This window comes from Psychrobacter sp. JB385, assembly GCF_900163785.1.
In the GTDB taxonomy this organism is placed as follows: domain Bacteria; phylum Pseudomonadota; class Gammaproteobacteria; order Pseudomonadales; family Moraxellaceae; genus Psychrobacter.
In genome coordinates this window covers 297,091-318,271 of sequence record NZ_FUKN01000013.1, presented here as the reverse complement: position 1 = coordinate 318,271, position 21,181 = coordinate 297,091, and the positions used below count along the sequence as shown (strand labels likewise).

Genomic DNA, 21,181 nt, shown 5'->3' with positions numbered 1-21,181 from the left:
CAGTTTTGACAAGTCGGAGGCTGTACCTGCTGATTCTAAATGTTGGGTTTTGCGGGGTTCTACAATTGATGGTGGTCAGTTCAAAAGATTAACAATCATTAACAGGTAGTTATCTAAAACCTTAGGGAAACCTTAGGGTTTCTTTACACTGTGAGGAAAGGCAGGCACTAAACGTCTGCCAATATAGTTTTGTACCTGAAAAACGTGCCTAAACTGCCTAAATTGATTGTAAGCCTTGCTACTCATAGCATTAATTTAGTAACACCTCCGTCCTAAGCATGCCTAAATTGCCTTTATTGTGCCTAAATGACCATGTTTTTAGGATGGTTTAGGCAAAAAAGGCACGCTTAGGCAGATACCTTTACTAAATAAAACCCCCTAGCTATAAGGTCTAAGGGGCATTTAGGCAAAAAAGGCACGTTTTTAGGTAAGAATATTATTTATAAAGCTTAGGATTTATCTCGATAATCTTTCTTTGTCCTTCTTTGTTTTGTCTGATATGTCCCATACTTTCCAAGTTATCTAACTCATTTTGCAGCACCTTGTTATTTTTCCGCATTGGCTTAGGTGCGCCATTGTAAGCGTCAGCACGATTTAACATTGGTGGATTTTTACCCCTCGCTTTATCCACTAGCCAGCTACTTAACTTCTCACTGTCGTTCTGCTCACCTGTTGGGGTTGCATCAAGATATCGTAAGCGTTCGGCTGTAGAATACTCAACTAACATAAACGCCCGTGTTATATCATCTGTAGTGATCGTATTACGCCCATCAAAAAATGCCATCAATGACGCTATGCGACTAGCATTCTCTGCCATCCGTGAAGCATACGCCTTTAAATACTCTAACGTCTGCCCTTTAGCTTGGCGGTTCTCTATCGCCTGGGCAAAGTCACTAAAGATTTGTTTCGTATGATTATCTGCCCACTGCATTTTAATGCGCTTAGGTGCACCTGTGCTGTCATTTGGTAGATTGGCTGGCATAGGATCAAGTAAGCTTTGACAACGTGACCAGTAGTCTATTAAGTGGGGGTTATCGTAAGGGCTTTCATTGTTACGCTGAAGGTTGTTCAAGGTTCGTTTGCCCCGTGTGTCATCAGGACAGGCAATCAAGGCCCGAGCTAAAAACCCTTGTCCATTCATTAGAGGGTCGGCTAGTGCTGGTTCCAAGATAATACGCTGCCCTTGGAGTAATAGCGTCATGCGTACGTCATAAGCATCAGTGTAAGGGGTTGAACGGGCCGACCTTTGCGAGCGTAACCTTGATACCTCGCCATCACTGTAAAGGGTGGTTAATGCTGACAAAGCATTGCCAGCGGTATCACCTTTCATAGTGTAACCATTGAAAAACTGCCCTGCTTCGTCTGTTGTCCATGATGCATTGCTGATACTGCCCTCAACGAATTTGTCTAATATCGGCTCTATTGTGGCTTCTTTAAACATGGTTTTAGGGCTTTGCGGTTTCGGGTTGTCGTCCAAAAATTCGGCAAGCTCTTTACCTTTTAACATAGCCACGTTGCCTTCCCATGATGATAGGCTAATTAAATAATCTGCATATTTCTGTTTCTCATATTCCTTTATTTTGAAGTGAGTTAAGCTCATTGCGTATGACTTACCACTCCCACTCTCACCCTCTGTTATCATTATTAAGCTGGCTGGCATGTGCCCGTGCCCCATGGGTGCATCAATAAAGCGTTGCCCCATATGTGCCAATGCCCCTAAAACGCACTGACCTGCAATGGCTGTTGGTGCTTGTGTGTAGTATGCTACCGCCTTAACAACATGCTTTAGTAAGCCTGTGAACGCATCTATGGGGTATGGGGTCGGTTTACTAGGGTCATTAGCTAATGGTTCAGGTGTTGGCCATATCTCGCTTTGTAGATCGAGTATGGTTGTATCGTTATCGGCTAGGATATCAGCATAGGTAGCGCCGTTCTCTAACTGTAGCAGCACATCAAAAACAGTGATAACCGCTTTGACGTTTGCACCTGCCAGCGGTTCACACACATTTTCTTTCTTATCTATTGTAGTAAAAATAGTAACGGGTGCGACTTCAGCAAAATGCTTCACCATGCCATTAAATAACAGGCTGTCAAGGCATGCTAGTATCGTAGCATTGTCCTTTATTAAGCATTGAGCGAGCATTACTGCGTCATCTAAGTTATCAACGGCTATCAGCGCACGGGTGCCGTCTAATGGGCCAATGATTAACGCTGACGGTTGCACACGATCAATGATTAAAGATTTTTGATTGCTGCTAGGTTTGACGCTAGCAAGGCTCACTGGTTCATCTTGGTTGTTACTCAAAACCAGCCCTATCGTGCCAGCCGTGGGCGCTATTGTGCCTGTATCAAAGCCCGTGGTTATGGTAATATTGCTATCAATGTGCAATAGCTTATCTTGTATGCCTAACTGCTCACATAGGTTATATAATTTTAGTAGCGTATTGTCATTTGACAGCCCTTGCCGTGGGGCTGCGTTAAACCTACTTATCATTTCAAAGCCTGCGCTAAATGCGCGGGCTTTTTCATGGGTGCTTGGTTGTGTTGAGGTGGTCATCTAGTCCCCCTTGCTTGCGACTGTTTAGGCTTGCGCTGCTCTCTATACTTCTTGTAATAGCTTTTGCGCTTAGCGTGTTTACGACTTTGCTTCGTTGGGTAAGTCTTCATAACTCCCCCTTTTCAGCAATTAGGCCAGCCAGCTCATCTTCAGAGTAATGCTGAAAGTCTTGTGCTAAATATTGCCCAATGTCTGCAAGTTTTTGTGCTTTGTGAATATCACCACTTCTAAGATCATCTTTGATAGTAGTGAATAAAGCATCGAACCAATCTAGGTGGATTTGTTCGCCCATTTTGCTATCGATATGATCTTGTCTTAATTGCTGGATAGTTTTCATGTTCTTAACCTTCTACCTTGCCAAACGCAGTCTGTTCTAGTGGCTTATTTAGCGTATCGAGTAGGTGTGAAAGAATGCTATCCCATCTGTCAGTAGTATCGTGCGCAAGGCGCGCCATTGACTTGGCTTGATTAGGAGATATCTCTTCGTTATAGATTAGGTAGAGTAGCTGACCAATATCGTGCATGACTTCAGCAGCGCCCAAGACTTCACAAGCAGTATCGGACAACATGCAGGACGACATTAGAATAACTTCATCATCGTCATGATCGGTTAGGTCTATAAGCTTTATTGCGGTTTTACCGGGAACGGCATACAAGGTGGTTATGGCTGCTCTATTAGCTGGCGTGTCGTGGAATAGTGAGGGCTGATAATCGCCTGTTTCTTTGTCACATGCTGGGACAAAATAACCTTTTTCATCATAGTAAAAGTAACTGCCATCATGAGTCAGTGACAGCAAGTTACGCTTACTGCGCGTGTTGTTGCTCAGAACAAAAGGATTAATGCTTAATGATGGGCACAGAACGCTATCACCTGCCTTGAATGTGGCTAGTGTAGTGTTGGCAGTCGCTTGGGTGCTTGAGGTCGTACGGGTAGAATTAGGCATGATAGCCTCCTGTTAATTTTTGAGTATGTGCCACGCTATACAAATGTATAGGGTGACGGGTCTTACTCTCGGTCTTAACAGTGACCGCCCCGCATATTCGCCTTACGGCTATTTTATTTTGCAGCGTCAACCCGTCATAGTCGGTTAGCAAGTGATTTGCTATAGATATGATGGTTTGCCCCCTTGATACGCTTAAATGCGCTCTTAGGGCAGTGCTTGATTGTATAGAGACAGCTTGAGAGTCCGCACTATTATCAGGCACAAAAAAAGCCAAAGGTTTACGACTTGGCAAGTCGCTGTTAAGTTTTGAGAGACCTCTATAGTAACTGCTGTTAGCACTGATTGTAAAGCACTGCCTTTCACTATTATTAAAAGTCAAAAAATGGGTAATAACCCCTGTTACATCAGTTTTTTTACGTCTTGGATCTAGTCGATTTTTAGTGGATTCCTTTGATTTAGCAGACATATTTAAAATGCTGCTATCAAAACTCGAATTCATACTATGTAGGCTCGAATTCTGTGCTTTTACGCTCGAATACATGTCATTTAGACTCGAATTTGCTCCGTGATGGCCCTTTACATTGGGTTTGGTACGATTATCACTCATGACTTATTACCTCCCTCTACGAGCTCAAGACTAGGCTGCATTTGTTTAAGCGTGTCATTAATACTGCGCTGCAATTGAGGTTTAAGCTGTTTGCCACCGATATTAAGAAAGCGTCCAGCATTACTAAGATTTATAGTTACAGCATCTAAGTCTCTACACAGTCTATCAAGCCGCTTATCAAGTCTCTGATACTCGCTCGCTACTGCGTCAAAAGTCTGTACGACTGCGATGTGAAACTTTGCGCTTATCCACATGGCGTAAGAATAGACCAATTCTTTACATACCCATGTACCTTGATCTTCACCCCCGCGCTTTACCCTTACTATGTTTTCAAGCGAGTTACTATTTCGCAACTCGCTCACAACCTCCTTGGTTTTGTCATTTCTCAGAAAGAATGCTGGCTTGTGTTTTTTCTCACCGCCACTGGCCCTATGCAAGTCATTGAGTGAGTAAAGCCCATCTTTCATACCTATGGTGCTGTTTGAGATAGTAAGCATGATTAAACCCCCTCTGCTGCTTGTGGTGCTGGTTGGTCTATCCAATATCGCTTAAACCGCTTCCCATTCTGTGTGACCATTTCATCTTGAATAACTACACCTGCTGCGCGTAGGTCACTAACACGCTGTAAGAAGCAAGTCATACCGTACTGGTCGTAAGCTTCCATGTTTGAAATGCTTTTACCTTCTAACATGTGGTTATGGATAAGTTGGCTATAAGTCTGCTTTGTTTGCCGTGTAGTAGTCATTATTACACTCCATCATTTATAGAGTTGGCTTGTCCTTCTAACCATGCAATCACATCAGCATTGCGCCACGCGGTCATATTAGATGAGAGTTTTACTGGTGCTGGGAAACGGCCGTCACGGGACCATTCGAAAAGTGTTGTATTGCTAAATGGCAAGAACGGTAAGATATCCTTTGCACGGCTCATGCCTTGCGGTGGTAGATATTTTGCTCTATCTATTGAATTGGCTTGTGCGGTATTTTCTGAATTGTTATCAATAAAATGGATAACTGGTTTTTCTGTATTTGACATGCTTATAACTCCGTATAGTTGCCTTGTGCGTCATAACGGTGCGCTACGACTTATAAGGTTAGATTAGGGGTTATAAGAGGTTCAAAGTTCTATAGTAGATAGCAGGTTATCTATAGTAGATAACTTTTTTCATTTAGCAGACACAAAAAAACTGCTCAATGGCAGTATTATGACCAATAAAAACCCGCTCAAAGGCGGGTTGTTCTTCTACTTATTAACTTTTCTGTTTATCTATTTACTAATTTAAAGCTCTGTGCAAATGCTGGCACGTCCATTATTCGCTCACTGTCGCATCTTCCTCCTCAATAGCCAAATCATAATCTTCTTTGCTGACCTCTGGCCTTTCAATATTCACTGCAGGAGCAGGAGTGCTCTTGTGTTGGTTATAATCAATTGTTGGAATAGTATTTAAGTTGGCTATGTCTTCTCTTGTAGCTTCTGCACGCGCATCATACTCATCAAGTCTTGATTGCAATTTGACCATGCCAGCTAATGGTCCTACATCATGCGTATTCAAACCGATACGGTTACCAACACCATATAAAGGATCTATTGAGCCTGTGTCTTCAAGTCGTTCAGCAATAAGTTGTAAGTTTGCTCCAAAATCTTTATGGATCAGTAGTGCATCCATGATTTCCGCATCACTCATACCAGTGTTTCGTAATCGTTCAATTTCTCTATCTATTTCATTTTTAGGTATGGGCTGTATTTTTACTAACGCAAGTCTTTTCTGTCTTTCATATTCATCATCAGTCAGCAACCCTAATGCTTTATCGCAATCAATAATCTTTAAAGATATCCTATCTCTTTCCTTTTGAGTCAGGTTGTTCCAAGGTGTCGACTTGTCGCCCAGCTCTTCAGCTCGATTTATAATTATGTAGCTTAGATCGAAATACCCGCCATTGTTGTTATCATATTTTTTTTCCAACTCGATGAGACTTGGTATGCACGATGCTAATTCATCAACATCAGAGCCGATATAAAACGTTCTCTCAGATAAGTACATTAGCTCAACAAAGTCATTTGCAGCACTATCTATGAGTTTTGAATTAGACTCTAAAAAGGTATGTTTGGCTTTCCTGGCTTTCTCCTGATTATAAAAGCTAACAGCACCCCCAAAAATCACTACTAAAACAATCAATAATGATAAAATCCAAAAACCACTATAAATGTACCAAAGCGCAGGCGCCTTAGCTTTCAAATATTTGCCAAATCGCCAAAGCACTCTTGCCAAATAGCCCAACACTGCTAAAGCAAAAATACCAGCAAGGATTCCGATAGCTAGTAGTAGATATTCCATGTATTAACCTTTAAAAGTGGATAGTGCTAGCTGTCGTTCCTAGCACTATCCATATTACCAACATTTATTCCATTACAGGAACCTTACTATAACGATCACTCAAGCAATATAAATAAAACATTAAGGCTCAGAAATCAGAATGACGTTAGTGACTTGCTATCTTGCTCATTTACTTTCGTTCCAGCCACCTTGTTGGAAACTTCTTGGCCTGTTTTAGTCCCTGCTGCTGCCGATGCCTTAGCTGCAATTTTTAGGAGGTTGTCCATTGCCGCTTGCTTATTGCTTGGCAGCTTATCAGCTGCTAACAGTAAGTTCTTACCTGCTTTTGTGGTTAGAAGTGTTCTAGCAAGTAAAGCCACACCACCACCTGCCACTGCCGTTTTCGGACTTGCAATCGCACCTCCAACTAGTGCGATATCTGTCAATCGAACACCATTAGGCGGATTCTCTTTAAATTGACCTGCACGCTCAACATGACGCATAAGTTTAACGAACCCGTCCATTTGTTTTTTGTCATCACCTTTAAAGATTCGGCTATAAGGCTCTGCCATGCGCTCAAACTCGCCTGCGAATTTAGCAGGACTAAACGCCTCAATCGTCTCATTCCATGCCTTACCGATTGCTTCCTCTGCCATCTGTAGGCGTAAGGTAGCCTGTCCTTTAGGGTCAAGGGCATTGTAAAAATTTTTAGCACCATCACCTTTACCTGCTTTCACGAAATTGCGATAAATCTGATCAGGTGTGGTGCTTTGTGTGGCTTTAGCAAATGATTTCTCTTTACCGCGCATCACGCCAGCATAATACTTATCTGCTTTTTTATATGCTGTTTTAATACCTGTATTGCCCGAGTTAGCAGCAAATGATGATAAGTCATCTTCTGCTGCTGTGCGTAAGCGTCCAAACACGCTAGACGCGTAAGCATCACCCTTACCTGTGCCTTTGCCGTATTCCTCTGCTAAGTTACCTTGCGTTGATCGTAATCCTCGCATATTGCCAAACGTCTTAGGCTTTGCAGCATCGTCGATATTGTCAAGCATTTCTGTTAATTCACGAACCACTACTTTGTTTGGCGATATAGAGGCGGCTTGCTTATCGAGCTCACTGACAATAGCAGCGCGTGTCTTTGTGGGTTGTACAATATCATTACCCGACTTAACAACTTCTTTTTCTACTTTGTCATACAACTTCGTAGCAATCGCACTTTTGCGCCATGCTTGCACCTCTAGGCTGGCTTGTAATAGCTTACCAGTGTCATCTCCCGCATCATTAACAACACCTAAGATACGAGAAGCGTTTTTATCTCCTTGCTGCGCCGCCTTCTCAATCTGGGGAATAGCCTTAAAATCAACGTCATCAGCAACTGTTTTTAACTTTCTTACCACGCCTTTGGCGGCTGTTTGCGCCTCTGCATGTTGACCTGTTCTAAACTTACTTAGTCCAACTACGGGTACGCGCTCAAGGTGCGTTTCTGTATTCTTAATAATACCGCCACCTTTAATGTCACCGACTGACATTCTGACACCATACTGCTTACCTAGGTCATCAATAGCTTGCGCCTTTGGTGCTTTGTTACCTTTGATGGCATTTACGCTTCTTGTTACACCTTTTCCAATAACATTCGTTACAACTTCACCACCTGCTTGACCTACTGCGCCACCTGCAAAACCTCCTGCCATATTGTAAAGACGTTGATTTGAGTCGTCACCCTCTTGCGTTAATTGCAATCCACCAACTGCTGCGCCTCTCAATCCTTGATCCAAAGCTCTTGCGCCCATTGTTGAGCCACCTGCCCCCGTAAGGAATGCTGGTGCTGTAGCTGCAACTTCACCACCAAACTTTGGAATATCAACCCCTTTACGATTGGCTGCCAGTCGATACCTATCAGACGTAGCATTAAGTGCCTTGTTGTCGGCTCGTACCTGCGCCTCTGCATCGGTCTCTAGGTTGGTGCCAAATACTTTGTTGATGCTTTTGTTGACTGTATCGCCAGCAATAGCAATCGGTTGCAATAGACCTGCGCCGACATTACCTACGCCCGTTGCAGCACTCACACCATAAGACTTAATCTTATCAACAACGGTTGCATCTTTATTACCTGAACCTACCTGTGAGTTACCTTTGATCTGCTTAATATCTAAGCCAATAACTTTTGCAGCTTGCTCCCTAAAATTAGGGGCGCCAGATGACTCAAAGTCACTGGTCATACCTCGAATATTGCCACCAAATTCGTCTTTACGATTTAAAATCTCGTCAAAGATTTCCTTATCATTCATTCCTTTTAAGCGCTTAGCTTCAATAAGCTTAGCTATTAATCTTTTATCTGTTGCTGCCATGATGTCACCTATGAGGTTTGCCAGTCTTGAGACTCAAGCTCGGGCGTTTGCGGAATATGTAGTTTTTCTGACACTTGTAGCTGTTCTGCTGGCATGAACTGAGGGGGCTTAAATGATGGTTGTTGAGCTATTTCCTGATCAATAGGAGGATTCCATTCAGGTGCCTTAAACATCGACTGTGACTCAACCTCTTGCTCTGTTGATGAATTCCACTCAGGCGCTTTGAATGTATTGACTGGTTGCATCTCATTAACGGACTTTAACTCTGCTGATTGCCATTCAGGAGCTTTAAACTCTTGCTCTATCGGTGCACCTTTGAGAGTTGATGCTGATTGCCATTCAGGTATGGTAAAGCCAGGCGCATGTTTGAGTTCTGATGCTGGTCTAAATGACGGGGCTTGCCATGATGGTTGTTGCGGCTGCGACTGATAGTTAGCATTACCACCTAGCATCCCGCTAAGGGTATTTAAGTGACCTCTACGCCTATTATCGTTGGCTCTCCAGTCAAAAGGCTTGCGGCCACCGCCTTGTGCTTTGATGGTGTCTTGACCATAAGCCCAAACAATATAGTTCTTACCAAGCTCTCTAGCGTAAGTATCAGGGCTTGCGTTTGGGTTGTTAAAGAAGTGCTTTAACCCGCCTGCATACCGCTTGCTTTTCATTTCACGAACGCTGAACCGCGCTTGTGCGTTAAGATTTGCTTGGGTTTGCTCCATAACGCCATTTTTCATAACGCCTTTTTGCTTCAGGAACCCCTCAAGCATGTTGTCGCGGCCTTGATTCCACGACAACATACCCAAGTTTCTTATCTTTTTGCCATTACTGCTAGCGGCTGGATCGGTGTGATTTCCAAACAATATATCTGCTCTAAAACTGTTCTCGCGACCAACCTCAGCGGTAATACCTAATGCTTGACTGTGTGATAAACCCGCGTTTCGATAAGCCTTGTAAACTGCTACATTGAGTGGCGTACCGTCTGACAGTTTGGTGCCTTGATATGCTGCCATAAGTCACCTATTTAACCCATTTGCTAGTATTGACGGGCTTCGTTATAGCTGCCTCGCCTTTTGGACCCGCATTAGTCAGCATGCTCTTAATGACTTGGGCTCTGTTGGCGGCTTTCTGCTTGATAACTTCCTCGCTATCCCAAAAAGCAGGGAAGTATTGTTTCTTAGCATTATCAAACTCACTGTCCGCAATTACTGCACCTGATTCTTTACGCAAAATAGCGTTAATAAAGTTTCTCTGTGCTTGTTCATACTTACGCTGATCTTCGTTCTTAACACCTGTTAGAGACCAACCACGTATCGTGCCCGAATTTTCTAAATCTTCAAGTATCTTGTGGGCTGTCTGCATACGCTTGCCGTACATCAAACTATTGCCTTGTGATTCGTTTAACGGCTTATCAGCTGTACTTGGTTTTGAAATCATCGGCTTGCCATTAGCATCGATAACCGGCTTCCAATTACCTTGCTTGTCGAATAACAACACTCTACCGTCAGGCATAACTTGGCGTGTTACCGTACCGCGGCTTTCTTCCGCCTTTTGGTCTGCTAGATATTTTTGCAATTCCTGAGATTGTCTTGTGGTCGCATCTCTTTGATTGGCAATATTTATCTGCGTGTTGTTGTTCCTAATATTGTTCTCAATGCCAGCGTCAGTGGTGTACTGTGCTGTCGGATCAATAGTTTTATCAACACTACCTACTATTTCAACACTACCATCAGCATTTTTTCTTATAGCTACAAGTTGCCCGCCAGCATTTACTACGCTTGTCTCAGGTTTATTTAGCTTGGCTATTTCTACGTTTTGACCTGCCAAACCTTCAAGAAATACCTGCACTGCTTCAGGATCATCATTGTTTAATCGCTCATCAATGTATTCTTTTTGAGCGTCAGTTATTAATCCTTGCGCGTGCATCATTCCCGCTTTTAGTGAGAATGTTCCCGCATTGCCGCCAATCGCTGCTGTTGATAGGCTCTCGCTAACAGTGTCGGTTGCATCGGCACGCGTTTTAAATGCTGTTGCTTGTGTATCGTCTGCATTAGCTACCTTCTCAGCAATAGTGTAAGGCGATTCATTCTCGGCAATATCAGTATCGACTAAAGACTTATAGCCTGACGTGGCTTTATCACCTGCTATGACCGCATAATTCATCTGCAATGCTCGTCTAGCGCCCTGTGGGTCTGTTGCCATCCATTCAGCCATTTGCGAGTATTCCTCTGCCTTTTCAGCCATACCCATGTCGTTGTAAGCGGCTGCTTTATCGCGCATTTTCTGAACCGCTATGTCTGGTCTCTCACTACCTAATGCTGATATGCTTGTGCTCATATCGAACAGCAAAGACTGCTGCTCTTTAGCTTCTAGCGCGTCGTAATAGTCCTTTGCGCCTTTTGTATGTTCAGGATAACGCGCCATGACTTGACCGACTGCATTCACATCATCCCAGTCGACTGAATCAAGGTCTAAGTAGGCCTGCTGTTCACGGTCTTGCTGGGCTTTGATTAAGTCTGTTTGGTTGCTATAGCGTTTATTTTGCAATCCTTGACCGTACGCTTCAAGAACGCCATCAAATGGACTACCCATTCCCTGTAAATAACTTTGTGCGAGTTGCATAATTTTACCTCTCTAAGTGCTGCCAACCTAAACCATCTCTTAGGTGTTTGGCGTTTAAGCAAGCGACTTAGCCGCTTTAGCTAGCTTATAGATTAAAGAATAGAGACCTCATAAGGTTCTATAGTAGACAGCAACCTATCTACTGTAGATAACCTTTATTTTTCTTATGCAAGAATAAGTTTTTAGACAAGAAAAAACCCGCACAATGGCGGGTCAGAATGGAGAGTTTACTCTAAGCTCTATACAGATATTACTGGGCTTAACTTTTATGCGATCCCATAGTCTCGTTTATTGGACTTTGCACATCATTAATCCTTGATAGCCATTTGCCTACAGTTTGATACTCAAGTGCTAGACCATCGTTCTGCAATATTGTGGTGATTTCGGCATTTAATGAAGGTTTGTTCTGACTATAAGGCTTTGAATTATCCAACTTAGTAAGTTTGGCCATTGCATACATGACCTTATCTAGAGCCTTAAATGATTGATACGGCACATCTTTAAGATCATCTGTTGACATCCTTATTTGTGCTATTTCTTTCTCTAATTCTTCTATCCTTTGTTTTTGTTCTTTATTTTCATCTTTGAGATTTTTGAATCCTTCGTCTGTTATAGTGCAAACTTTTGGGCTATTTATGAGCTCATCCAGTTGTACTTTTTTAAACCTTAATTCGTCATAACTAATAGAAGATATTGCTTTATTTTGTAAAAAAGAGCTATTCATACTACCATCGGGAAGATACCCTATATCAAAAAACTCAGCACTTGAAAGATAGCCTGTATCACCACGTTCATAGTCATAATTACGATCATCATCAAACGACATGTTAGTTTGTTTATAAACTGCCTCAACGGTTACTTTGGTCTTAAAGTGTAAAAACTCATTGTCATTATTGTCAGTTAAAACATCTTTTAGAAAGAATAACCCTTTTATTACTTTGACGCCATTAGCTAAGTAATATGGAAATGGACTGACCAAATTTCCGCATACCTCTACGGGTGGTGGAGTGTAAACAGAACGGTCTCTATTGTAAATAGTGCAAGTTTTATAAAAAAAAACGTCTAACTTTCCAGAAAAATTTAACTCTTTCAAGTTATCGAAATTGTATTTATGCCCAGTTTCTTTCTCAAGATATTCAAGCGTTTGGCTTATATCTAAATAATCTAATATCATTTCACACCCCTACTACACCCTTAAGTAAAAATAGGTGCAAGGCAGTGACAACCTAAGGGTGTGAATAGCTGTCTTTCGGGTAATTAGTCCTAGCCTTGCATAGTTGGTGCTAAGCCTTAGCCTAGCTTTTGTTTGTGTTGTTTGAAGTCTGCACGGATCACGTTATCCAACTTGCCAGCGTAAGCATCATCAATGAAGTTTGCCCATTCATTCATCATGTTTATTCTGTATGGCAAGTGCTGCGCTCCGTTGTATGCTGCACTTATCTTATTTTCTCTATCATGTGCCAGCTGTAGCTCTATCGCTTCGTGCATAAACTCTTTTTCATGCAATGTGGTACTAGCAAGCCCACGGAAACCGTGCCCCGTCATTTTGCCTTTATAGCCCATATTCCATAGGGCATTAATAAATGCGCTTTGGCTGTAAGGCTTACGGGTTGAGGTATTAAAAAAAACGTACTTATCCGAAAACCCTAGTTCTTTGATCTGCTCTAGTATCGCCATTGCTTGCGGTGCTAGTGGCACAAGGTGCAGACGCTTGGCTTTCATCTTATCGGCTGGTATGCGCCATAAGCCGTCCTTATAGTCAATCTCTGACCACTCCATAAAGCGTAATTCATTGGTACGCACAAACGTATAGCATAAGAACCATAAACCTAGCTTCACTAGTACATCACCTTGATAAGCATTGATGTCTGTTAATAGTTTTGGTAGTTGCTGGCTCGTAATGCGGTGATGGTTAGTCGTTCTGTGTGGCTTGATGGCTTCGGATAGGTCTGTGGCTGGGTTATGCGTAGCTAGTCCATTGCGTATGGCATGTTTGAATATCTGCCCTACTTCTCTAATGATACGCCTTGCCATTTCATTAGCTCCACGGCTTTCTACTGCCTTGCCGATAGCCAATACATCAGGCGCGGTAATGTCGTTTATGTTCTTTCGACCAATAGAGGGCTTAATATCACGCATATAAGCGGAGTAGTTACGCGAAAAGGTGCTTTCTGCTAGGTAGGTCTTGCGCTCGCTATACCATGACTGGGCTATGTTATCGAAAACATTTAAACCGTCTTGGCTGGCTTGTTGCTCTTTCTTGTGGTCTTTGGGGTTCACACCATTAGCTATTAAGCGTTTAATCTCAATGTTGCGCTGGCGTGCATTTTGAAGGCTCATTACTGGATAAGTGCCAATAGTGAGGGTTTGCTGTTTGCCTTGCCATCGGTAGGCGCTGATCCATGACTTAACGCCCGTGTAACGAACCCATAGTTGCAGCCCGTTACCATCGCTATGCTTGTCAGGTCGCTTCGTATCAATAGAGGTGCTACTGGGCTGTAGCTTATTGATAACGGTATGAGTTAAGGGCATAGGACTATCCTTTGTTGGTATTGAGCATATGTATAAACTCTAATACCAACAATAATACCAACATTCTATATAAGACGCTATACTACTATACACTCTTAAATCTTAAAAAAATCCCAAAAATAAAGGCTTACCGTATCGCTACGAGTAAGCCTGAATTAGTGTTTGGTGGAGATGGCGGGAGTTGAACCCGCGTCCGCCGGCATTACGCTCATGAATCTACATGTTTAGTTTCTGTCTTTAGTTTTAGTCCGCACCGATCCGACAGTCAGGATGGATTGGACGATTCTCTACTTTTGAACCCAAGCGATTGAGACAATCCCTTGTGGCGAGCCTACATGCGGACGCTTCAACTTAGTTAACCAACTGTAGGTGATCAGCAACTAAGTAAGCAGGGTTTAAGCTGCTAGAGCGTAAGTTTCGTCGTTTGCGACTATAACAATATATGTTTGATTAACGAGAGGACATACACTCTCGACATGCATCATTGAGTTTCATCACCAGCGTCGAAGCCAGAACATCCCCAATAAGGTCGAGTATTATATATGACTTATAGGCCGGATTTCAACCGATAAGAAAGCGTCATTACATTACGTTACAGCTCAATTGTTTAAGCCAAGATTTTATTTAGCCATTTACCTATATTTTGAATTTGCGGCATACAGACCTGATGCGCCATCGGATAAGTATTGTATTCAACATTATAGCCTTTGTCAGTTAGCAGCTGGTTTGCCTGCTCGCCTAGAATCACAGGAACGACTGGATCATGACTGCCATGCTCAATGAGAATCGGCATGTCTTTATTAGCAGTACTATAATTGATATTATCATTGGTCGCCAGATAAGTGGATAAAGTCATCAAGCCAGCCAAACGATCCGGATAACCTAAGGCTACATGATAAGCCACTGCCCCGCCCTGCGAAAATCCTGCAATGACGATATGCTCAGGCGCGACACCTTGTTCAATCTCACGGCTAATCAAATCTTGTATTTGTTGAGAAGACTCTTCGATCTGAGCGACATCCACTTTACGCTCAAGGCTCATCTCCAAAATATCGTACCATGCTGGCATTATCATACCACCATTAACAGTTACGGGACGCTTAGGCGCATGCGGAAAAATAAAACGTACAGCCATGTCATCAGACAAACCTAATTGCGGTACGACTGGCTCAAAGTCATGACCGCTGGCACCCAAGCCATGAAGCCAAATGACAGCTCTGTCTATCTTTTTTTGTGAGGGATTATGCTCAACAATCACAGTATCTAAATAATGACTCATTTTTTCTAAATTCCTTTAAAAGTGGGACATACCCACATTTGTATTTTTAATAAATTAAACCGTTACCGTATATTATAGTTTTACTCGTAATGGTGCTAATTATTTCACAATCTTTAGCCAAAAAACCAATGAGGCGCAGTCTAATTTCCATTAACTTTTCACACCTTTTGAGGACTTGGAGTAAAACCTCAAACGGCTTTTATGCTACGATTATTCAATCAGTATATGATTGATACTCTCGCTACTGTATGACGTCCTACTATCATTTTTCAACACCCTTATCTCAATGAGTATTAAGAAATCATTTATCTCAACCCATTTTCTCTTATATAACGATACAGCGCTTATGACCCACATTTTATTAGTAGAAGATGATCCAGCTATCGCAATGTCGCTAAAAGTCACTTGCAAACGTGAAGGTTGGAAGATGACATGGCTGGACAATGCCAGTAGCGTGCTGCCGATGCTACGTAGTGATGAGGCAAGGAATCTATCAGCGATTATTTTAGATGTTGGTTTGCCAGATGGTGACGGTTTAAGCTTATGCCAACAAATACGCCATAGCACTGATATTGATGCGTTAAGTGATATCCCTATCGTGTTTTTGACAGCTCGTAGTGAGGAAGTCGATCGTATCTTAGGGTTAGAGATGGGCGGTGATGATTATTGTGCCAAACCCTTTAGTCCGCGAGAACTGGTTGCTCGTCTGAAAGCTATTTGGCGACGCGAGCAACTACTATCACAGCAATCCGCTACTCAGACAGCGACAGAAAATACGACCACTAATAACGCTACTAATCCTATGTCGGGGCAAGCCTTAACCTTCAACTGTCAATCTGGCGTTTGGCATTACCAACCGCTCAATTACTCTTTGACATGGCAAGAACAAAAGCTTGAGCTGAGTAATACAGAGCGCAAAATTTTATTAACTTTATTGCAAGCACCCAATCAAGTCTTTAGTCGCGAGCAACTTTTAAGTGCCGTCAGTGATTATCCAGATCATCGCCTAGCGCGGACGATAGACAGTCATATCAAGTCCATTCGAAAACAGCTAGCAACCGTTGATGCAAGCACCGATGTGATTCATACACATCGCGGATTGGGGTATGGATTATGTCAAGCTTAGTACTATCATCTCACAACTTCAAATTACTTTGATCAAATCATGACTCATAAAGCCGGCGACACTAGCCACAACAGCCAAAGTAATTGGTATGCAAAACTGCACCCTATTGGTACGGCACAACAAACTGATGAGCCAAAACGCTCACTGAATCTGAGTATTTTTTTTAGAATTTGGTTGGCAGTGGCTTTGGTTTTGGTGATTTGCGGGGTGGTGGCTTTTACTCAGTTATTTGGCTATGTCAAACCAACGGCACAGCAAGTCATCGAAGATACCTTGCTCGATACCAGTAAGTTTCTGGCGGCAAATCTGCAGCTACCGCTATCTTCAGGGCAACTGTATGAGGCTAGTTATCAAGCCAATTTAGATACAGCATTCATTGGTTTACCAACAATGAATAGTGACATAACACCAGAATATAAGCACGAAGGTTATAGCAGCTTTCGGGTATACGTAACAGATAAGACAGGCGTTGTCATTTACGACTCACTACCTGAGCCTGACAATGACGAAGGACAAGACTATAGCCGCTGGAATGATGTGTATCTGACTTTAAATGGTCAATATGGAGCAAGAAGTACTACCCAAAATTATAATCAGCGTGACGGTACGATCATGTACGTGGCACAACCCATAAAAAATGCTAGAGGTGAGCTGATTGGTGTGGTGAGTGTTGGTAAGCCCATCGCTAGCGTGCTGCCTTATTTGGATAACACTCGCAATCGCATGTTTATTACTGCATTACTGATGAGCATTGCAGCCCTTATCTTAGCAGGATTGGTGGCATGGTGGCTCAAGCAAAGCATCACTTTGGTGACTCAATATACCAGTGCGCTCGCTGAAGACACCAAAAAACCTTACTTCTACCTAGGCCGTGAGCTCAATAGCCTAACAGATACAATTGAGTCGATGAAGCACCAATTAGAAAATCGAGACTACGTCACCGATTATGTTCATACTCTTACCCATGAACTCAAAAGCCCTCTCACGGCCATTCGAGCCAGCAGTGAGCTTTTAGAGGACAGCGGGCTTGATGAGGACGATCGGCAAATGCTTATTCACACCATTGGCGAGCAAAGTATAAAAATGCAGCATCTAATTGATCGCTTACTATTACTTGCTAAAATTGAACAACCGACTTTTAAACTCAATCGTAAATTAACGCCTTTATTGCCATTATTACAAAGTCTGGCAAAAGACAACGCCGCCAAACTGCAACAGCAGCACTTGCCACCCATCAAAATCTACATTGATAACGTATGTTTTACCGAAACAGACAACCCACAGTCCAATCTAACCGCAAACATCAGCGTTCTTGCTGACCAGTTTTGGCTCGTACAAGTGCTACAGAATATATTGGACAATGCGATTCATTTTGCCCAAAATACAGTCATCATTGATATGCGTCACACCGCAACTATGGTGACAATCGATATATTTAATGATGGCAAATTGCTACCTGAGTATGCGGTCAATAAAGCATTTGATCGTTACTTTAGCCTATCGCATCAAAGTCAGACTACGCATCACTCTACCAACTACTCTGCCAGCAACCTAACGAACAATGACTCATCTCAACATCTCCATCAAGAAACGCCTAATGTGTCTCATAACACCATTAAAAAAGGGACAGGTCTGGGTTTAACCTTAGTCAAGCAAGTCATCGAACATCATGGTGGTCAAGTTACCATTAACAATATGATGGCAAATAGCGATCAAGATAATACGGCCATGAGTCAGCTTTCTGGCGTGGTGGTCCGTATCACTCTACCCTTGGCTAAGGAATGACGATATTCAGTAAATCCATATACCTGATTTCAGTAGGCAGCTTTAGTATCTCTATAACCTTATAGATGAATGACAGTCCATTAACTTTCCATCATTGCTGCACAGATTTTCTATCTCTTTATTTTACAATAGCGTCAATCACATTCGTTATCACCATGAGAGGTAAAAATTGATGCAACATTTGACTCCGCAACCGCAAATAATAGAAAACTGCTTAGGACATAGTCGTGATTACTGTCTGCTGGCTTTGTCACAAGCAGGCTTTGATAGCATCGCTTTTGGGCATTGGCTTGCCATTCCTAGCCAGCAGCTACTATTGGTGTTTCGACATCAGCAATGCGTGACGATTGAAGATTATCAGTTGGCGGCTTAAGGCCTTTACTATTAAACTGATTAGCATTCCTCCAAATCATTTCTGAACTTTTTTAAAGCCATAGAAAAGCCCTTGGTCGTTTCTAATAAACTATTATCAGAAACGACCAAGGGCTAATAAATATCTTTAACTGTCTAAATAATCGCCTGCACTGGCGGCTTCACATCCATATTTTGACCGCGGTGACGTAGATAATGATCGAGCAGTACAATCGCTAACATGGCCTCAGCGATAGGCGTTGCACGTACACCAACACAAGGATCATGACGACCTTTGGTCAACATATCAACTGCCTCGCCTTGCGTATTAATGCTTTTGCCCGCCGTTGTAATACTAGACGTAGGCTTGAGGGCGATACTCACACGAATATCTTGACCCGATGAAATACCACCCAAGATGCCACCTGCATGATTGGCTGTGAATCCATCTGGCGTCATCTCGTCACGGGAGCGATGCCCAAACTGTCCTGCTACTGCCATACCATCGCCAATCTCGATCCCTTTGACCGCATTGATGCTCATCATGGCATGGGCGATGTCTGCATCCAAACGATCGAACACAGGCTCACCAAGTCCAACAGGAACGCCACTGGCGATGACTTCAAGCCGAGCACCACAACTGGTGCCTTCACGGCGTAAGCTATCTATTAATATTTCAAAACGGGATACGGCATCCGCATCCGCACAAAAAAACGGATTGCTGTTCACAAACTCCCAGTCTATCTGGCTCGGCTCTAGCACTTGACTGTGCTCATTACCAATCTGAGTCACATGACCATGAATTTGCACGCCTAGGCGATCGTGCAGATATTTCTTAGCAATAGCACCAGCCGCTACTCGCATTGCTGTCTCGCGTGCTGACGAGCGACCACCGCCACGGTAATCACGAAAACCATATTTCATACTATACGTATAATCGGCATGACCGGGACGGAACGTGTCTTTGATCTCACTATAGTCTTTTGACTTTTGATTGGTATTACGAATCAGCAATCCGATGGATGTGCCTGTTGTCTTACCTTCAAAGACACCTGAGATAATCTCGACTTCATCAGACTCACGGCGCTGGGTCGAGTATTTAGAAGTTCCGGGTTTGCGGCGATCCAAATCCACTTGTAAATCATCTTCAGACAGTGCTAGACCTGGTGGTACGCCATCGACGATTGCCATAAGACCTGCGCCATGTGACTCACCACAAGTGGTCACAGTAAAAACCTGTCCAATACTATTGCCTGCCATATCTATCCTTAAACCCGTAAATGCGACTGATGCTTCATTGACCAATCTTTTATAATGTTGCTTACTGCATACTATCTAACAATTGAACGTAAGCTGCAAACAGCTGACGATTTGCCACTAACTCATCATAAGTAATCGCAAAAACCCCATGTCCACCATGAGCAAACTTGAGCCAATCAAACTGAATTTCAGGATAAGCTTGTTTCAATGCCCATTCACTATCGCCCACTTCACAAATCAGCAAGCCTTCTGGACTGAGATAATCTGGCGCTTCAAATAAGATACGATGTACCAAATCCAGACCATCTTGACCCGCAGCTAATGCATGCTCAGGCTCATATAAAAATTCAGGCGGCAGATCTGCCATGATAGCCGCATCAACATAAGGTGGGTTGGTAACGATCAGCTCGTATTGATTTTCAGTTGGAATTTTAGCAAATAAATCAGATTCGATTACATTGACTTGATGACCAAGATCATGATGATCGACGTTGACCATGGCTACTTCTAATGCGCCTTTATCAATATCTACAGCATCGACTAATGCATCAACAAAACGCGTTGCAAGCGCAATAGCAATACAACCTGACCCAGTACACAAGTCTAAAATACGCTCAGGTTGTGACAACTGTTTCACGTCTAGACCGTGATCATAAAAACTCGCCTTCTGCTCATTCATACCGATTTTAAGCGGTTTGGCCAGCTCATTTACTTCAAAGTAAGGATGAAATTGTTGACGAATCAATTCTGCGATGGGTGAGCGCGGGATTAAGACACGTTCATCAACATAAAAAGGCAAATCACAGAAGTAGGACAGGTTAATCAAATAACTCAGTGGTTTACGCTCAGCGATACGCTCTTCTAATAAGTCTAGTACCACCTGTTTTTCTGATGTGGTTAGACGACAATCGAGAATTTGCTCATTTGCTGACCAGTCCAAAGACAAAGAATGTAAGACAATGGCTGATGCTTCTGCAAACTCATCCGTAGTACCTTGTGCAACGACCACATCATAATTACGTAATTGAGTCACCGAAAAACGAATAAAATCACGGATACTGACCAGCTGCTCGCGTGCTTCTTCTAGCTCGGCGTGCAAATTGGCAAATTCACCCTGCTCAGCAAGAAGTCCTGTCTCCAAATCATACTCTACCTCACTGTCAAAGTTCTGAGACTCATCATTAAGATATTGATTCTGAAACTCTTCTGCACTCATTGTTTGGTCTTCTGACATATGGCACCTTACTGATTGCATGGTCACTAAACGCACGCGAATGGGTTAAATTGCTTTTTACGAAAAGCCAATCTATTAAATAAAAATCTAACCTCACATTATAGACATAAACAAGGAGTAGCGCCAATGTTTGCATCTACATCTGATCCTTACCTTGATACGAGCAATGTTTATACTTTGAGAAAGTCGTCAGAATTGTACAGTAACGAATACACATCTTCG

At 42.7% G+C, this 21,181-nt stretch carries 19 protein-coding genes and 1 other RNA gene; 3 read left to right on the top strand and 17 right to left on the bottom strand.

Going from position 1 to position 21,181, the window contains the following annotated elements:
• Nucleotides 1-436: 436 nt before the first annotated feature.
• From CZ794_RS08615 to CZ794_RS08545, 15 genes are all read right to left on the bottom strand, one after another.
• On the bottom strand, nucleotides 437-2,557 hold the full coding sequence (locus tag CZ794_RS08615; protein WP_087041194.1) for a DUF3987 domain-containing protein: 2,121 nt from the start codon (nucleotides 2,555-2,557) through the stop codon (nucleotides 437-439).
• 106 nt (nucleotides 2,558-2,663) lie between these two features.
• On the bottom strand, nucleotides 2,664-2,894 hold the full coding sequence (locus tag CZ794_RS08610; RefSeq protein ID WP_087041193.1) for a hypothetical protein: 231 nt from the start codon (nucleotides 2,892-2,894) through the stop codon (nucleotides 2,664-2,666).
• Nucleotides 2,895-2,898: 4 nt separating this feature from the next.
• Nucleotides 2,899-3,501, bottom strand: coding sequence for a hypothetical protein (locus CZ794_RS08605; RefSeq protein WP_087041192.1), 603 nt, complete (start codon nucleotides 3,499-3,501; stop codon nucleotides 2,899-2,901).
• Complete coding sequence (locus CZ794_RS08600) at nucleotides 3,494-4,108, bottom strand: hypothetical protein (RefSeq protein ID WP_087041191.1); 615 nt, start codon at nucleotides 4,106-4,108, stop codon at nucleotides 3,494-3,496. Before CZ794_RS08600 ends, CZ794_RS08605 begins: the two co-directional genes overlap by 8 nt.
• The gene (locus tag CZ794_RS08595; protein ID WP_087041190.1) at nucleotides 4,105-4,605 is read right to left on the bottom strand and encodes a KilA-N domain-containing protein; all 501 of its coding nucleotides are present in this window, start codon (nucleotides 4,603-4,605) and stop codon (nucleotides 4,105-4,107) included. Before CZ794_RS08595 ends, CZ794_RS08600 begins: the two co-directional genes overlap by 4 nt.
• A 2-nt stretch (nucleotides 4,606-4,607) precedes the next feature.
• A complete protein-coding gene (locus tag CZ794_RS08590) occupies nucleotides 4,608-4,853 on the bottom strand; it encodes a helix-turn-helix domain-containing protein (RefSeq protein WP_087041189.1) in 246 nt (81 codons plus the stop codon).
• Between the two features lie 2 nt (nucleotides 4,854-4,855).
• Nucleotides 4,856-5,143 carry an AlpA family transcriptional regulator gene (locus CZ794_RS08585; protein WP_087041188.1) on the bottom strand — a complete coding sequence of 96 codons (288 nt, stop codon included), beginning with the start codon at nucleotides 5,141-5,143 and terminating at the stop codon, nucleotides 4,856-4,858.
• A gap of 274 nt (nucleotides 5,144-5,417) precedes the next feature.
• Nucleotides 5,418-6,443 (bottom strand): hypothetical protein, encoded by a 1,026-nt coding sequence (locus CZ794_RS08580; protein ID WP_087041187.1) that lies wholly within the window; start codon nucleotides 6,441-6,443, stop codon nucleotides 5,418-5,420.
• Nucleotides 6,444-6,577: 134 nt separating this feature from the next.
• The gene (locus CZ794_RS08575) at nucleotides 6,578-8,776 is read right to left on the bottom strand and encodes a hypothetical protein (RefSeq protein ID WP_087041186.1); all 2,199 of its coding nucleotides are present in this window, start codon (nucleotides 8,774-8,776) and stop codon (nucleotides 6,578-6,580) included.
• 8 nt (nucleotides 8,777-8,784) lie between these two features.
• Entirely contained in the window at nucleotides 8,785-9,783 is a 999-nt protein-coding gene (locus CZ794_RS08570) for a hypothetical protein (protein ID WP_087041185.1), read from the bottom strand.
• 7 nt (nucleotides 9,784-9,790) lie between these two features.
• Nucleotides 9,791-11,392 (bottom strand): hypothetical protein, encoded by a 1,602-nt coding sequence (locus CZ794_RS08565; RefSeq protein ID WP_087041184.1) that lies wholly within the window; start codon nucleotides 11,390-11,392, stop codon nucleotides 9,791-9,793.
• A 259-nt stretch (nucleotides 11,393-11,651) separates the two neighbouring features.
• Nucleotides 11,652-12,566, bottom strand: a complete 915-nt coding sequence (locus CZ794_RS08560; protein ID WP_087041183.1) for a hypothetical protein — start codon at nucleotides 12,564-12,566, stop codon at nucleotides 11,652-11,654.
• A 116-nt stretch (nucleotides 12,567-12,682) separates the two neighbouring features.
• Nucleotides 12,683-13,924, bottom strand: a complete 1,242-nt coding sequence (locus CZ794_RS08555; protein ID WP_087041182.1) for an integrase arm-type DNA-binding domain-containing protein — start codon at nucleotides 13,922-13,924, stop codon at nucleotides 12,683-12,685.
• Nucleotides 13,925-14,087: 163 nt separating this feature from the next.
• Nucleotides 14,088-14,446, bottom strand: a transfer-messenger RNA (tmRNA) gene (gene ssrA, locus CZ794_RS08550).
• Nucleotides 14,447-14,531: 85 nt separating this feature from the next.
• Nucleotides 14,532-15,203 (bottom strand): alpha/beta hydrolase, encoded by a 672-nt coding sequence (locus CZ794_RS08545; RefSeq protein WP_087041181.1) that lies wholly within the window; start codon nucleotides 15,201-15,203, stop codon nucleotides 14,532-14,534.
• A 346-nt stretch (nucleotides 15,204-15,549) separates the two neighbouring features.
• On the opposite strand from CZ794_RS08545, the gene CZ794_RS08540 reads away from it, so the two are divergent.
• From CZ794_RS08540 to CZ794_RS08530, 3 genes are all read left to right on the top strand, one after another.
• Nucleotides 15,550-16,329: a response regulator gene (locus tag CZ794_RS08540; protein WP_087041180.1), complete on the top strand. Its 780-nt coding sequence runs from the start codon at nucleotides 15,550-15,552 to the stop codon at nucleotides 16,327-16,329.
• Between the two features lie 39 nt (nucleotides 16,330-16,368).
• Nucleotides 16,369-18,114 (top strand): two-component system sensor histidine kinase CreC, encoded by a 1,746-nt coding sequence (gene creC / locus CZ794_RS08535; protein ID WP_087041179.1) that lies wholly within the window; start codon nucleotides 16,369-16,371, stop codon nucleotides 18,112-18,114.
• A gap of 172 nt (nucleotides 18,115-18,286) precedes the next feature.
• On the top strand, nucleotides 18,287-18,487 hold the full coding sequence (locus CZ794_RS08530) for a hypothetical protein (RefSeq protein WP_087041178.1): 201 nt from the start codon (nucleotides 18,287-18,289) through the stop codon (nucleotides 18,485-18,487).
• Nucleotides 18,488-18,621: 134 nt separating this feature from the next.
• Here the strand turns inward: CZ794_RS08530 and aroC are convergent, their stop codons facing one another.
• Entirely contained in the window at nucleotides 18,622-19,725 is a 1,104-nt protein-coding gene (gene aroC, locus CZ794_RS08525) for a chorismate synthase (protein ID WP_087041177.1), read from the bottom strand.
• A 61-nt stretch (nucleotides 19,726-19,786) separates the two neighbouring features.
• Nucleotides 19,787-20,959 (bottom strand): 50S ribosomal protein L3 N(5)-glutamine methyltransferase, encoded by a 1,173-nt coding sequence (gene prmB / locus CZ794_RS08520; protein WP_087041176.1) that lies wholly within the window; start codon nucleotides 20,957-20,959, stop codon nucleotides 19,787-19,789.
• Between the last annotated feature and the right edge of the window lie 222 nt (nucleotides 20,960-21,181).